The organism is Citrobacter youngae (genome assembly GCF_003818115.1).
Lineage (GTDB): Bacteria > Pseudomonadota > Gammaproteobacteria > Enterobacterales > Enterobacteriaceae > Citrobacter > Citrobacter youngae.
The window spans coordinates 103,477-117,563 of sequence record NZ_RPOI01000014.1; the positions used below are offsets into that span (position 1 = coordinate 103,477).

Sequence of the window (14,087 nt, forward strand, 5' to 3'; positions counted from 1 at the left end):
GATATCAAAGAGAACGTTGCCTTTATTTGATTTACCCCGCAGCTAAACGCTTGCGGCGGCTGTTTTCTGCACGATTAATTCGCCATTCCGGCCAAAACCAGCCCGGTCGCCACCGCATTACGCGGCCCTTCGGTACCACGAATGTTGCCCTGTCCGGCGACAACCCCGTAATGTGCCAGCGCGTCGGTAATCATCTGTGGGATTTCGAAATCCAACGAGGAACCGCCCACCAGCACCACGAAAGAGATATCGCGAATGGATCCGCCGGGAGACACCTGGCGCAATGCACGCAGGCAGTTGGTCACAAAAACCTTCTCTTTGGCCTGACGTCGCACCAGACGAATTTTTTCCAGCGAAGTCTGGTTATCTACCGGGATCAGCTCGCCACCTTTCAGATACACCACTTTGGCGAATACTGATGGGCTGAGCGGTTCGCGGAAAAACTCCACCGCACCGTTCTCATGACGAATACTGAACAGGCTCTCTACTTTCGCCAACGGGTATTTTTTTATTTCCTCGGCCAGAAACGGATCGCTCAGACCCAGCTCCGTCTGAATCAACAGGCTGACCATATTACCCGCACCGGCCAGATGTACCGCCTTTACTGTCCCTTCGCTATTGATGATGGCTGCATCAGTGGAACCTGCGCCTAAATCGAGGATCGCCAGCGGTGCAGCACATCCAGGCGTCGTTAACGCACCTGTCACGGCCATATTGGCCTCTACCCCTCCTACTTCAACGGAGGTGTTTAATCGCGCGCTCAACTCGCTGGCAATAGCCTGCATTTGTAAACGATCGGATTTCACCATCGCCGCAATGCCGACAGCATTTTCCATCGAACACTCCCCGGCGATGCCGCCCTGCACCTTGCGCGGAATAAACGTATCAACCGCCAACAGATCCTGAATATGCACCGCGTTCATATCATGCCCAGTCAGCGAGGCCATCACCTTTCGCACTCGCTCCAGCATGCCGCCTGCGTGCGTACCAGCTTCCCCACCAATATCGCGCACGGGCGCGCAGGCGTTCATCGCCTGCATAATGGCCTGCGCACCTTGCGCTACGTCGGCTTCACCGCCGCGCTTTTCACCACGGATAAAGATCTTACCCGCCGGGATCACTCTTGATTGCACATCGCCCTGCGGGGTTTTTAGCACCACGGCGGAGCGGTTACCAATCAGCGCTCTGGCAATAGGGACGATGGTTTGTGTTTCCTCCGGCGTCAGGGCAAAGAAGGTAGCGATACCGTAAGGATTCGACAGCACCCGCACCACCTGTCCCGGGGCCGCCACTTCCACCGCCGCCAGCACGCCTTCCGGCACCTTCTCCAGCAGGGTGACTTCATCAACCACCGGCATTGGCCGACGCAGGCGATTATTCACCAACACGCCATCATCTTTTTTCAGGATGGCCGCCACCACGTTGATTCCGCGATCCAGTGCCTCATTAATGAGCCAAACTGCCTCGAGAAAATCCATTGCCTCACCCACCAATGGGATCCAGCCCTGAGCAAATCGATCCTCACTCAATGCCGCCAGCTTCTGCACAGCAATGGTGGTTCCCATTCCCACGCCAACGCCGCCGGGCGTTTGTGGGTTATGCCCTATCATCGTTGATTCGGTAATGATGGTTTCCGTGATGGTTTCCATCGCCACATCGCCAATCACCGGTGCGGCTTCATTGATACAGATTTTTGCCACATCTTTAAGCGACCATGGCGTTTTTTCCAGCGCCTGCTGCAGGGAAGCGACCACCCCGGCAATATTGTCCCGCGTTCCTTTCATGCCCGTGGTCGCGACAATCCCGCTGGCGATAAACCGGTCATGCTGCGCCAACGCCACTTCCGTGGTGGCGTTGCCGATATCAATCCCTGCGATTAACGGCATATTCCCTCCGTCACTGGCTGCCTTTACGCAGCTTGTTTCTCTGCTGATACACCTCTGCCGACTCACGCACAAATCCGGCGTTCACCGTCGCGTGCCAGGTATGTTCCAGCTCATCAGCGATCGCCTGTAGCTCCGCGAATGAAGAGCGAAACGGACGTAGCGCGTTGTAGATTTCCAGAATGCGGGTATCCGGGATGACAATCAGTTCGGCCGCGCGGCGGAAGTTGCGCGCCACGGCGTGACGTTGCATCTGTTCGGCAATCTGCGCCTGATACTCCAGCGTTTGCTGAGAAATACGCACATCCTGCGGCCCTACATGTCCCGCCAGCACATTCTCAAGGGTGATATCGGTTAGCGGTTTCCCGGTGGGGGTCAGGATTTTCTCCGGGCAGCGGGTAGCTAAAGGATAATCCTGCGCGGTCATGATGTTGTCGTTCATTGTCATTCCCTTACTAATGCAATATGCAGCGTGACAGGCGCAGCATCCTGCACCACATGCTTGGTTTCTTTAATGTGAAACAGCGCGGCTTTGGCCATAAATTTGGGGCGCACCATCTGGTCATTGACCACCGGAACCGGCGAGGGCGACTCTTTGCGTGCATAGCGCGCAGCGTTCTTTCCAATCTGGCGATAGGTTTCCAGCGTCAGCAACGGGGCCTGAGAGAAGAGTTCAAGGTTACTCAGGGGCAGTAAATCACGCTGATGAATCACCGTGGTCCCTTTCGACTGGATGCCAATCCCGATGCCGGAGCCACTGAGGTTCGCCGCATCCCACGCCATAAAAGAGACATCAGAGGTGCGCAGAATTCTCACCACTCGCGCATGCAGCCCCTCTTCTTCAATCCCTGCCACCAGCTCTTTCAGAATCGCGTTGTGCGGCATATCAATCAGGGTTTTATGCTGGTGCTTGCCAAAGGCCGGCCCGACGCCAATCACCACTTCATCAGCGCGATCGTCTGCTTTTGCCGCCTCGCCTTCACTGACCTGCAAGGTAAAAACGGGCTTACGTTCAGTTGTGCATTCCACGGTGTACCGCCTTATTCAATCGAGCTGGGCTGAACCACGCCCGCAATATTTTTAATTTCTGCCCAGCGTTCGGCACTGATGCGATAGCCGGTGCCGGGTCCCTGATAATCATTGATGTCGTTGACGGCGCTGACGACGTCGAACTGACGATCCAGAATGGCCGATGTTTGCAGGTAATCACCGGTCACGCGCTGTCTCAACATATTGAGAATATTGCTGGCGATATCTTCAAATCCGCTACCGCTTAGCGCCCCGACGATATCCAGCCCGGTAATGTTGCGCTTCATCATCTCTTCCACTGCCGCCAGATCTTCCACCACATTGCGCGCAGGCATGTCTTTGCTGCCGTGAGCGTAGGTGGCAGCCTCCACTTCCTCATCACTGATAGTCGGCAGGCCCAGTCCGCGGAATACCGCCTGGATAGCCCGCGCCGCCTTGTTACGGATAGCGATGGTTTCTTCTTCGGTTACCGGGCGCAGGCCGCCGTCAACCATCAGGTCACGTTGCAGTATGTTGTAATCATCGAAGTCTTCAGCATCGAAGTTAGAACCGGCAAACATGTTGTCGTAATTGGGGACGGCGCTATAGCCAGAGAAGATAAAGTCGGTGCCGGGCAGCATCTGCATCAGGGTGCGGGCGGTACGGCGAATATCGGAGTGTGAGAAGGTCTGGTCATTAGCCGAGGCCACTTCAAGGTCGAGCATCGACGCAATCAGGTTTTCCGCCAGTACCGCGCGGATCCCCGACGGCACTGCGCCCGTCATGCCGATACAGCTAACCGCGCCGTTTTGCAGCCCCTGTACACCCGCGCCTTTGGTGATAAAAATGCAGCGCGACTCCAGGTACAGCATCGATTTACTTTCGGAATAGCCCATCAAGGCTTCCGAACCGGTACCGGAGGTATAGCGCATCTTCAGGCCGCGGGACGCATAGGCCGAGGCGAGAAACGCTTTTGACCATGGCGTATCGTCGCCGTCAGTGAATACCGATTCCGTTCCGTAGACCGACACCGTTTCGGCGTAGCTGGTTAACCCACGCATTCCCAGCTCCAGCTCAGTAGCCTCTTCAACAGAACATTGTGTCAGTACGCCAGGGCGACCACACTGAGAACCGACCAACAGCGCAAGGGCGTTAAACGGCGCATAGCGGGCAATCCCGACCGTCGTTTCCTGCTCGGAAAAACCACGAATCCCCGCTTCAGCGGCATCGGCGGCAATCTGCACCGGATTATCTTTCAGGTTGGTCACGTGGCACTGGTTAGAGGGGGTGCGTCGGGCGCGCATTTTTTGCAGCGCCATCATCATCTCTACCACGTTCATTTTCGCCATCACCTCCACCGCTTTCGCCGGGGTAATAGCGGTGGTAATGGCAATGATCTCTTCGCGACTGACGTGGATATCCACCAGCATTCTGGCGATCTCCAGTGCGTCGAGCTGCATGGCACGCTCGGTTTCAGCCACGTTTATCGCGTAGTCGGCAATAAAGCGGTCAATCATGTCGAACTCGGCGCGGCGCTTGCCGTCCAGTTCAACGATACGACCCTTTTCCACCTTCACAGAAGAGGCTGGATCGTAGGGACTTTCCATGGCGATCAGACCTTCTTCCGGCCATTCGCCAATAAGCCCATCCTGATTTACAGGGCGCTTCGCAAGAACTTCGAATCGTTTTGATCTTCTCATAGTTTATAGACTCAAAAGATAAAGAATAGGGACGCCAGGCTGTATCGCTGGTGCTCTATCCCCCCAGCAATCGCCTTTATCAGCAATAGCCGAACTTTAAATGAGCAGGCCGATAAAAAAATAAAATTAATTACGTTCCAATTTGATACATATTTAAATGTCAGCGTTTCATATTGAAACGGTCAACAGGAATATCCATGAAGAATTGTGACGCGCTTAAATGATCATTATCAACAAATGCCGAACGCAGGGAATTAAATTAATATTTTAGAAAAATCCACACTATTGACTTAATAACGCGTCGCGAGAAAATACAGAAAACCCAATGAGAAAAAATAGCTGTAGCGCGATATTTTTTGCGACCTCAGCCCTACAACCTTGTCAGGAGATACTGTGAATAAGAGCCAACAAATCGCCACCATTACGCTGGCGGCCGCAAAGAAAATGGCGACTGCCGTCGAGGCAAAAGCGATTGAAATCAACGTTCCGGTGGTCTTTTCCGTGGTCGACCACGGCGGAAACACGCTACTGATGCAGCGCATGGACGAGGCGTTTGTCACCAGTTGTGATATTTCTCTCAATAAAGCCTGGACCGCCTGCTGTCTGCGGCAGGGCACCCATGAAATTACCGATGCAGTACAACCAGGTGCTTCTCTATATGGTTTACAGCTAACCAACCAACAGCGAATCGTTATTTTTGGTGGCGGTTTACCTGTTGTATTTGACGGTCAATTAATTGGTGCCGTCGGCGTTAGCGGCGGTACTGTGGAACAAGATAGATTATTGGCTGAGACCGCATTGAATTGTTTCTCTGAACTATAATTTAAATCTAAGAAGGTATATTATGAGCTATCGTATGTTTGATTACCTTGTGCCGAATGTTAACTTTTTTGGCCCAAATGCTATTTCCGTTGTCGGCGAACGTTGCAAACTATTAGGCGGTAAAAAAGCGCTGCTGGTCACCGATAAAGGTCTGCGGGCGATAAAAGACGGTGCGGTAGATAAAACGCTGGCACATCTGCGTGAAGCCGGGATTGAGGTGGTCGTATTTGACGGCGTAGAGCCGAACCCTAAAGATACCAACGTGCGCGACGGTCTGGAGGTCTTTCGTAAAGAGCAGTGCGATATCATCGTTACTGTCGGCGGCGGTAGCCCGCATGACTGCGGTAAAGGTATCGGTATCGCAGCCACGCACGAAGGCGATCTCTACAGCTATGCCGGGATTGAAACCCTGACCAACCCGCTGCCGCCGATTGTCGCGGTGAATACCACTGCCGGTACGGCCAGCGAAGTCACCCGCCACTGCGTGCTGACCAATACCAAAACCAAAGTGAAATTCGTGATCGTCAGCTGGCGTAACCTGCCGTCGGTTTCCATTAATGACCCGCTGCTGATGCTCGGTAAACCCGCCCCGCTGACCGCCGCCACCGGGATGGACGCCCTGACCCACGCCGTGGAAGCCTATATTTCCAAAGATGCCAACCCGGTCACCGATGCCGCCGCTATCCAGGCGATCCGCCTGATCGCGCGTAATTTACGTCAGGCCGTAGCGCTGGGCAGCAACCTGAAAGCCCGTGAAAATATGGCCTATGCTTCGCTGCTGGCAGGTATGGCCTTCAACAACGCCAATCTCGGCTACGTTCACGCGATGGCGCATCAGCTTGGCGGTCTGTACGACATGCCGCACGGCGTGGCGAATGCCGTACTGCTGCCGCACGTGGCGCGCTATAACCTGATCGCTAACCCGGAAAAATTTGCCGATATCGCTGAGTTTATGGGCGAAAACACTGACGGACTTTCCACCATGGATGCCGCCGAACTGGCCATTCACGCCATTGCTCGTCTCTCTGCTGACATCGGCATTCCGCAGCATCTGCGCGATCTGGGTGTCAAAGAAGCCGATTTCCCGTACATGGCGGAAATGGCGCTGAAGGACGGCAACGCCTTCTCTAACCCGCGCAAAGGGAACGAGAAAGAAATTGCCGAGATCTTCCGTCAGGCATTCTGATAGTACAGGGGGCGCAATGTCACTTTCATCACCGGGCGTACATCTGTTTTATCACCCACGCTGGCAGGATACCCGCGCGCTTGATGAACTGTGCTGGGGACTGGAAGAGCAAGGCGTCCCATGCCGGACGGTCTGTTGCGACGAGAATGACTGTGCGCTGGCGTTGAGCAAACTTGCGGCCAAAAGCTCCGCGCTGCGTGTCGGTCTTGGTCTTAACGCCACGGGTGATATTGCTTTAACCCACGCCCAGTTGCCCGAGGATCGGGCGCTGATCCGTGGTCATATCGCCACCGGAATGGCGCAGATCCGCACGCTTGGCGCCAATGCCGGTCAACTGGTCAAAGTGCTTCCTTTCAGCGAGATAACATAAATGTACCGTATCTATACCCGCACTGGTGATAAGGGCACAACCGCGCTGTTTGGCGGCAGCCGTATCGACAAAGACGATATCCGCGTGAATGCCTATGGCACCGTGGACGAACTGATTTCCCAGCTTGGCGTCTGCTACGCCAGCACGCGACTGGCAGAGCTTCGCCAGGATTTACATACCATCCAGAAGACGCTGTTTGTGCTCGGCGCGGAACTTGCCAGCGATGAGAAGGGTCTTGCTCGCTTAACGCAGACGATTAGTCCCGAGGATATTCAGGCGTTGGAGCAGCTTATTGATCGCAATATGACGCAAAGCGGTCCGCTAAAAGAGTTTGTTATTCCGGGGAAAAACCTCGCATCGGCACAGCTACACGTTGCGCGCACGCTGGCGCGTCGGCTGGAGCGACTCCTCATCGCCATGGACAGAACGTTGACGCTGCGTGATGAGCTTAAGCGTTACATCAATCGTCTGTCAGATGCGCTGTTTTCGATGGCGAGAATTGAAGAAACTACTCCAGATGTTTGCGCTTAAACTGGCTGGCATCGATGTCGTACTGCTTCATCTTGCGCCACAAGGTTGTGCGGCCAATATTCAACAGTTGCGACATTTCCTGCACACGTCCGCTGGTGACGCGGGCGGCATGAATAATCGCCTCTTTTTCGATGGCGGTAAACGTCAGACTGGCCGGCAGCAGTGAAGATGCTGCTTCCAGACCCGGACGTTCGGCAAACAGATAATCCGGCAGATTACTCAGGCGAATATGGCCATTGTCGCTACTAATGGCGATATTTTCGATAATGCTGTTGAGTTCAAAATCATTGCCCGGCCACGAGTAGGCCACCAGTTGCGCCAGCGCGTCATCGTCCAGCTTCAGGCTGGATGAAAAGCGTTTTTTCAGGCTATTTAAGCGTGTATGAATCAGCGCCGGAATGCTGTTACGCCGTGCCCGCAGCGGTGGAATAACAATTTCAAAGGAGTGTAACGCGTAATACAGTTGGCGGCTAAAGCGGTTTTGCTCCACCAGGTTGGCGAGATCAACCGTGGTAGTAGCAATCACTTTGACATCTACCGGGATCAGGCGGCGGGCATCAAGGCGGGTCAATACGCCCTGCTTGATAACCTGCAACAACGCGGATTGCAACTCTGGTGCCAGATACTCAATTTTTTCCAGAAACAGCGTACCGCCGTTCGCCAGTTCAAGGCGGCTCAGCCGACCGTTTTCATCATCGGTTGGCGCACTGCCCATAAAATCCTGCCCCAGCACGCTGTTGGCATACAGTTGGCAGTTCACGGCGATATACGGCCCGCTGGCACGTTCACTTTCATTGTGAATAGCCTGGCTCAATAGCTCTTTACCCACTCCCTCTTCACCACACAACAGAATAGGGAAACTCCCTCTCGCCGCCTGGCGACCAAAATGGATCAGCCGACGGGTTTCCGGGTCATCCGTCGACATCTGTTCAAAGGTGTGGCTGACTTTTCCGAGCTGGCTGGTCATCAGTTGGCGCATTTGTTCGACCGGGTGCAGCAGCAGAATAAAGCTGTTGCCCTGCTCTTCAACAATCGGCTTCAGGGTAATGACGGCATCAACAAACTGATGCTGACTTTCAAAGGTGACTTCGACGTGATTCAGGCCGCGGGCATGTTTTATCGCCCGGCGCAGCAGCATGGGCAGATTGAGCAAGTCATTAATGTTTTTACCCTGGCTGGCCTGTGCATCCAGATGTAAAAGCAAAGCGGCACGGGCATTAAGAAATTGCAGAACGCCCTGCTCGTTCCACGCCATCACGCCATCATCCATGCTTTCCAGCAGTCCGTACATCTGATTCAGATGGCGGTTAGATTCGGCCAGCAGGCTATCAGTCAGCAAAGAGTTGCCGACTTCTCTGGCAATCGCCAGCGTCAGGGACAAATCAGAAACGCACTCATGCTCTACCAGACAGCACAAGGAAATAGAGCCAAACAGTCGACCATGGTTATCGAATACCGGCGTCGAGCAGAACGACCACGGATGCAGCGCCTGCTTAAAATGCTGATCGCCAGAGGTTTTTGTCGGCTGCCCTGGCATCGTTGCCAGCGATAGCGCACAACTGCCGATAATGCTTTCCGCACAGTAGCTACCGTCACGAAAGCCAAGTTCCGCCAGCTGTTCCACCGTCTGCGGATCGCCGCACCGGCTGAGAATACAAGCCGATTCATCCAGAATCAGCAGTGCGCACGGACGTCCATCCATAAACTCCCAGGCATCTTCCAGCGCAGCCTGTCCAATCGTCAGTAGCGCAGTCTTACGGCGACAAATCGACGCAAAAGTCAGTCCCTGTGCCTGATGCGGTGCCTGCCAGGTTTCCCGCTGCATAAACTTGCTGCAACGATGCCATGACTGAGCAATGACCGAAGAGACTTCCTTCCCGATGCCATGAGTGTGCGCCGTCATATCCATTTCCGCTGTTTTACCATAGACAACCCCTCCGGCAGAGACTGCCAGAGGGGGAGAAGATGCCAAATAAAAGGCTTACCGACGTCTGATTAACGTGCCAGCCACTGCTGTCCCAGCAGGTCTGCCGTCAGAATAGCGGCATGGACGCTTTCAGGCGTCACCGGGAACGGCATATTGTGAATGGTTTCACCTTCCGCGCAGGTGGCTTTCGCAACGGCCATAATCTTAGCGTCGATGCCGTCTTTCACGCCCATTTGCGCCAGCGTTACCGGCAGATCTACTTTCTGGCAGAAATTCAGCACCGTTTCGATCTCTTCCATCGGGCTGTTCTGCAGCACCAGTTGCGCCAGCGTACCAAAGGCGACTTTTTCACCGTGGTACAAATGGTGGCACTCTTCCAGAATCGTAAAGCCGTTGTGGATCGCATGCGCCCCTGCAAGACCGCTGCTTTCAAAGCCGATGCCGCTGAGGTAAGTGTTCGCTTCCACGATACGTTCCAGAGCATCGGTCACCACGCCAGCTTGCGCCGCCAGGCGAGCCTTTTCACCTTCTGCCAGCAACGTATCATAGCACAAGCGCGCCAGGCTCAGGGCCGCCGCCGTGGACTGTCCTCCCGCCATGCTGGTCGCTCTGGCATCAAAACACGCTTTTGCTTCAAACCAGGTCGAGAGCGCATCGCCCATCCCGGCTACCAGCAGACGTACCGGCGCTTTGGCGATAATTGCCGTATCCATGACAACCATATCCGGGTTTTTCGGGTAGATCAGATATTCTTCGAACTCACCGGCTTCGGTATAGATAACAGACAGCGCACTGGTTGGCGCATCAGTTGAGGCGATAGTTGGGATCACCACCACCGGCAGTTTCTGGTAGTAACCGATCGCTTTGGCTGTATCCAGCGTTTTCCCACCGCCAATCCCAACCACACCACGGCAACCGTGCTGCTTCAGAATGGCAATCAGGCGATTAATTTCAACATGGCTGCATTCGCCATTGAAGCGTTCCGCGTGGCAACTAATACCGTGGCTGTGCAGGCCATTGAGTACTTTGTCTCCCGCCAGTTTCATGACGAAGTCATCTGCAATCACGAAAAAGCTGTCTGCCAGATTTTTAGCGTATTGACCAAATAAGGTAGAAGCGTCAGGACCCTGGAGATATTTGGCTGGAGATTGAATAACTTTTAGCATTCCTTTCATCCTCAAATAAGTACATGTTTTTACATGGTGAGCCCTGGCGTTAACCTGTTTAGCCTATTGCGAACGGCGAAAACGGGAGACCGGAGCGATGCAATAACTGTATGGCGAGGCGGGAACAAAAAAATCATTCGTCTTTTTGTTCTGATATGAAACAGATAAAAATGACATGCGTTCCATATTGAAACGGTTAACCCTGAAAATACTAAGGTTTGCGATCCCGATCCGTTCATTTTCCGATAAATCCTTGCAGAACGCGAAAATCAAATTCCCTTTGCCCCTCTCTGACGCCGTTAAAAGCAGTAACAAAACGTTTACTGTGCGGTGTGGCCAGCATTGAAAAGGCGATAAAAAAGTCGAGCGGGCTCGCATTGTGATCGTTCATCTCACAAATGCGTTCCATTACGGAACAAAAAATAACAATTACGTTCCGTAATGAAACTCATTTTGTCGCTGTTTTTTTCCACGCTGACTCCGCCAGAATCTCCCCATCGCCTCCGCACCATGACAATGCATTCGGGGGTTTGTCTTACACTCAACCTCGAGGAGCCGTTATGTCTCAATTCTTTTTTAATCAGCGTACCCAACTCGTTAACGACGTCATCGACGGTACGATTATCACCAGTCCGTGGAACAATCTGGCGCGTCTGGAAAGCGATCCGGCTATTCGCATCGTGGTACGTCGCGATCTCAACAAAGATAACGTGGCGGTCATTTCTGGCGGCGGTTCGGGACACGAACCTGCGCACGTTGGTTTTATCGGTAAAGGCATGCTCACCGCTGCGGTTTGCGGCGACGTGTTTGCGTCCCCGAGCGTAGATGCAGTGCTGACCGCAATCCAGGCGGTAACTGGCGAGGCAGGCTGTCTGTTGATCGTTAAAAATTACACCGGCGATCGTCTTAACTTCGGCCTCGCCGCCGAAAAAGCACGCCGCCTTGGCTATAACGTCGAAATGCTGATTGTCGGCGACGATATCTCCCTGCCGGATAACAAGCATCCTCGCGGGATTGCGGGCACCATCCTGGTTCATAAAGTGGCAGGCTATTTCGCTGAACGCGGCTACAACCTCGCTACCGTCCTGCGTGAAGCGCAGTATGCAGCAAGTAACACCTTCAGCCTGGGTGTCGCCATTTCCAGTTGCCACCTGCCGCAGGAAACCGACGCCGCACCGCGCCATCATGCGGGCCATGCCGAACTGGGCATGGGCATTCACGGCGAACCAGGTGCTTCGGTTATCGACACGCAAAACAGTGCGCAGGTGGTGAATTTGATGGTGGATAAACTGCTGGCGGCACTGCCCGAAACCGGCCGTCTGGCAGTAATGATTAATAACCTGGGCGGCGTGTCCGTTGCTGAAATGGCTATTATCACTCGGGAACTGGCAAACAGCCCACTGCATCCGCGTATCGACTGGCTGATTGGCCCGGCCTCGCTGGTCACCGCCCTGGATATGAAAGGTTTCTCGCTGACCGCCATCGTACTGGAAGAGAGCATCGAAAAAGCACTGTTAACCGAAGTAGAAACCAGCAGCTGGCCAACCCCGGTCCCACCACGCGAAATCAACTGTGTGCCGTCATCGCAGCGCAGCGCGCGTGTCGAATTTCAGCCCTCAGCCAACACGCTGGTTGCCGGGATTATTGAGCAGGTCACCGGAACGCTTTCCGATCTGGAAACACACCTCAACGCTCTGGATGCCAAAGTAGGCGATGGTGATACGGGTTCAACTTTTGCCGCTGGTGCACGTGAAATCGCTGACCTGCTGCATCGTCAGCGACTGCCACTGGATAACCTTGCCACGCTGTTCGCCCTGATCGGCGAACGCCTGACCGTGGTGATGGGCGGGTCCAGCGGCGTACTGATGTCCATCTTCTTTACCGCCGCCGGGCAGAAACTCGAACAAGGGGCTAACGTTGCCGAGGCGCTGAATACGGGCCTGGCGCAGATGAAGTTCTACGGTGGTGCAGACGAAGGTGACCGTACGATGATTGACGCGCTGCAACCCGCACTGACGTCTCTGCTGGCACAACCGCAAAACCTGCAAGCCGCTTTTGACGCCGCACAGGCAGGCGCAGAACGTACCTGTCTGTCGAGCAAAGCCAATGCGGGCCGCGCATCGTATCTCAGCGGCGAAAGCCTGCTGGGCAATATGGATCCCGGCGCGCACGCCGTAGCGATGGTGTTTAAAGCACTGGCAGAGAGTGAGTTGGGATAAGCCATAAGTGCCTGATGCGCTGCGCTTATCAGGCCTACGAGTGCAAAGCTTTGTAGGCCTGATAAGGCAACGCCGACATCCGGCGGAACGTTAACGATAAACGCGGATCCCGCCTTCTACGCCCCGGCTAAACAGTACTTGCCACAGCTCAATATCTCTGGCGCGGAACGCACCAGCACAAGCGCACAGGTAATAATTGAACATCCTTCTGAAAGTCGCGGAATAACGCGATGACAGCTCCGGCCACGCCTGATTAAACCGCGCATGCCAGGCCATCAGCGTTTTATCATAGTCACTGCCAAAGTTATGCCAGTCTTCCATCACGAATCGCGACTCGCTCGCTTCAGCAATATGAGAAATCGCCGGTAAGCAGCCATTCGGGAAAATATATTTATTGATCCACGGATCGACGCTCATCCCTTTTTTATTGCTACCAATAGTATGTAACAGGAACAGCCCATCCGGTTTTAAACAACGGTCGGCGATGCTGAAATAGGTGTCGTAGTTTTTCGGCCCTACGTGTTCAAACATCCCCACGGAGACAATACGATCGTAGTGTTTATCGAGGTCGCGATAATCCTGCAGCAGAATATTAACGTCCAGCCCTTCACAGCGCTGCTGCGCCATTTTTTGCTGCTCTTTCGAGATAGTGACGCCTTCTACCGCCACGCCGTAATGACGCGCCGCATATTCGGCCAGCCCGCCCCAGCCACAACCAATATCGAGTAAACGCATACCCGGTTTCAGTTGCAGCTTCTCGCAAATCATTTTTAATTTGGCGTTTTGCGCGTCTTCTAAAGTGGTTGCCTCTTTCCAGTAGCCACAGGAATATTGCATGTGGGGATCCAACATGAGTGCAAAGAGATCGTTGCCAATATCGTAGTGTTCTTTACCGACAATCCACGCACGACTGCGAGACTGCAAATTAAACAGGCGGGCGCTGGCAATACGTAATATATCTTTCAGATTTCCCGGCATTTGCTGGTCGAGTTTTGCTTTCAGAATTTTGCAAAACAGAACATCGAGGCGTTCACAGTCCCACCAGCCTTCCATATAGCTTTCGCCAAGCCCCAGGGAGCCTTGTTGCAGCACCCGTTTAAAGAAACCGGCATGATGAAGTTGAATGTCCCAGGGGCGGGAACCATTGATCTGAATATCTGCTTGCTGGAGCAGCTCTTTTCCCATTCGGGTCCAGTTATCATTTGTTTCATTGACGATGACAGCATCTGAACAAAGCGTGTTCATGGTATTTACCAAAAGTGGGCTATTAATTAT

At 53.8% G+C, this 14,087-nt stretch carries 12 protein-coding genes; 5 read left to right on the forward strand and 7 right to left on the reverse strand.

What is annotated here, in order from left to right; all coding sequences use genetic code 11:
- Positions 1-74 precede the first annotated feature (74 nt).
- Genes EHN13_RS11885 through EHN13_RS11900 form a run of 4 tightly spaced genes read right to left on the reverse strand, consistent with a single transcriptional unit; the run spans position 75 to position 4,591 of the window.
- Positions 75-1,886, reverse strand: coding sequence for a diol dehydratase reactivase subunit alpha (locus EHN13_RS11885; protein WP_124021437.1), 1,812 nt, complete (start codon positions 1,884-1,886; stop codon positions 75-77).
- Positions 1,887-1,896: 10 nt separating this feature from the next.
- Complete coding sequence (locus EHN13_RS11890; RefSeq protein WP_124021438.1) at positions 1,897-2,325, reverse strand: diol dehydratase small subunit; 429 nt, start codon at positions 2,323-2,325, stop codon at positions 1,897-1,899.
- A gap of 2 nt (positions 2,326-2,327) precedes the next feature.
- Positions 2,328-2,912, reverse strand: a complete 585-nt coding sequence (locus EHN13_RS11895) for a propanediol/glycerol family dehydratase medium subunit (RefSeq protein WP_040230555.1) — start codon at positions 2,910-2,912, stop codon at positions 2,328-2,330.
- A gap of 11 nt (positions 2,913-2,923) precedes the next feature.
- Positions 2,924-4,591: a propanediol/glycerol family dehydratase large subunit gene (locus EHN13_RS11900; protein WP_101742441.1), complete on the reverse strand. Its 1,668-nt coding sequence runs from the start codon at positions 4,589-4,591 to the stop codon at positions 2,924-2,926.
- 393 nt (positions 4,592-4,984) lie between these two features.
- Between EHN13_RS11900 and EHN13_RS11905 the strand changes: the two genes are divergently transcribed.
- From EHN13_RS11905 to EHN13_RS11920, 4 genes are read left to right on the forward strand one after another with little or no spacing between them, the layout of a single operon-like run.
- Entirely contained in the window at positions 4,985-5,413 is a 429-nt protein-coding gene (locus EHN13_RS11905) for a GlcG/HbpS family heme-binding protein (RefSeq protein ID WP_061068649.1), read from the forward strand.
- A gap of 22 nt (positions 5,414-5,435) precedes the next feature.
- Positions 5,436-6,599 (forward strand): 1,3-propanediol dehydrogenase, encoded by a 1,164-nt coding sequence (gene dhaT / locus EHN13_RS11910; RefSeq protein ID WP_048213323.1) that lies wholly within the window; start codon positions 5,436-5,438, stop codon positions 6,597-6,599.
- A 16-nt stretch (positions 6,600-6,615) separates the two neighbouring features.
- The gene (locus EHN13_RS11915; protein ID WP_124021439.1) at positions 6,616-6,969 is read left to right on the forward strand and encodes a glycerol dehydratase reactivase beta/small subunit family protein; all 354 of its coding nucleotides are present in this window, start codon (positions 6,616-6,618) and stop codon (positions 6,967-6,969) included.
- Positions 6,970-7,500, forward strand: a complete 531-nt coding sequence (locus EHN13_RS11920; protein WP_124021440.1) for a cob(I)yrinic acid a,c-diamide adenosyltransferase — start codon at positions 6,970-6,972, stop codon at positions 7,498-7,500.
- Here the strand turns inward: EHN13_RS11920 and dhaR are convergent.
- Positions 7,478-9,403, reverse strand: a complete 1,926-nt coding sequence (gene dhaR / locus EHN13_RS11925) for a dihydroxyacetone kinase operon transcriptional regulator DhaR (protein WP_048213505.1) — start codon at positions 9,401-9,403, stop codon at positions 7,478-7,480. The two genes, EHN13_RS11920 and dhaR, sit on opposite strands and share 23 nt — an antisense overlap.
- 92 nt (positions 9,404-9,495) lie before the next feature.
- Positions 9,496-10,593, reverse strand: coding sequence for a glycerol dehydrogenase (locus EHN13_RS11930; protein ID WP_005131422.1), 1,098 nt, complete (start codon positions 10,591-10,593; stop codon positions 9,496-9,498).
- 560 nt (positions 10,594-11,153) lie between these two features.
- Here EHN13_RS11930 and EHN13_RS11940 point away from each other — a divergent pair.
- On the forward strand, positions 11,154-12,812 hold the full coding sequence (locus EHN13_RS11940; RefSeq protein WP_048213326.1) for a glycerone kinase: 1,659 nt from the start codon (positions 11,154-11,156) through the stop codon (positions 12,810-12,812).
- A 90-nt stretch (positions 12,813-12,902) separates the two neighbouring features.
- Here the strand turns inward: EHN13_RS11940 and cfa are convergent, their stop codons facing one another.
- Complete coding sequence (gene cfa / locus EHN13_RS11945; RefSeq protein WP_048213327.1) at positions 12,903-14,057, reverse strand: cyclopropane fatty acyl phospholipid synthase; 1,155 nt, start codon at positions 14,055-14,057, stop codon at positions 12,903-12,905.
- Positions 14,058-14,087 lie beyond the last annotated feature (30 nt).

Coding starts and splice junctions, on each gene's coding strand:
- EHN13_RS11940 (WP_048213326.1), top strand. CDS start 11,154: ATGTCTCAATTCTTTTTTAATCAGCGTACCCAACTCGTTAACGACGTC.
- EHN13_RS11920 (WP_124021440.1), top strand. CDS start 6,970: ATGTACCGTATCTATACCCGCACTGGTGATAAGGGCACAACCGCGCTG.
- EHN13_RS11930 (WP_005131422.1), bottom strand. CDS start 10,593: ATGCTAAAAGTTATTCAATCTCCAGCCAAATATCTCCAGGGTCCTGAC.
- cfa (WP_048213327.1), bottom strand. CDS start 14,057: ATGAACACGCTTTGTTCAGATGCTGTCATCGTCAATGAAACAAATGAT.
- dhaT (WP_048213323.1), top strand. CDS start 5,436: ATGAGCTATCGTATGTTTGATTACCTTGTGCCGAATGTTAACTTTTTT.
- EHN13_RS11885 (WP_124021437.1), bottom strand. CDS start 1,886: ATGCCGTTAATCGCAGGGATTGATATCGGCAACGCCACCACGGAAGTG.
- dhaR (WP_048213505.1), bottom strand. CDS start 9,403: ATGACGGCGCACACTCATGGCATCGGGAAGGAAGTCTCTTCGGTCATT.
- EHN13_RS11890 (WP_124021438.1), bottom strand. CDS start 2,325: ATGAACGACAACATCATGACCGCGCAGGATTATCCTTTAGCTACCCGC.
- EHN13_RS11900 (WP_101742441.1), bottom strand. CDS start 4,591: ATGAGAAGATCAAAACGATTCGAAGTTCTTGCGAAGCGCCCTGTAAAT.
- EHN13_RS11915 (WP_124021439.1), top strand. CDS start 6,616: ATGTCACTTTCATCACCGGGCGTACATCTGTTTTATCACCCACGCTGG.